The following is a 248-nucleotide window of genomic DNA, read 5'->3' on the forward strand; positions in this document are numbered from 1 at the left end:
ACCCCTGCCCGTCCGTGGGGGGTACCTACCCGGCTCTGTCTACGCGGTGCTGTCACCGCTGTTGGCGACGCACGGTGTCGCCCCAGTAGCCGCCGACTTCCTGGTGGTAGGAGGCGTCACCGAGGTGCTTTTCCTTGACGAAGTCGGGGGCGTCCTTGATCTGTTCCTTGGTCCGGTCGACGTAGATCTTCTCCTCGGCGGTATCGATTCGGGTGATCGTGCCGGCGGGGAGGAGCACTTCCCTGCCC

Annotated in this window: 1 pseudogene; it reads right to left on the reverse strand. The window is 65.3% G+C overall.

From position 1 onward, the window contains the following. Window positions 1-52: 52 nt before the first annotated feature. Window positions 53-248 (reverse strand): annotated as a pseudogene (locus VR44_RS28450) (PRC-barrel domain containing protein); the annotation flags it as partial.

It is taken from the genome of Streptomyces katrae (genome assembly GCF_000966975.1).
GTDB classification, from domain to species: Bacteria; Actinomycetota; Actinomycetes; order Streptomycetales; family Streptomycetaceae; genus Streptomyces; species Streptomyces katrae.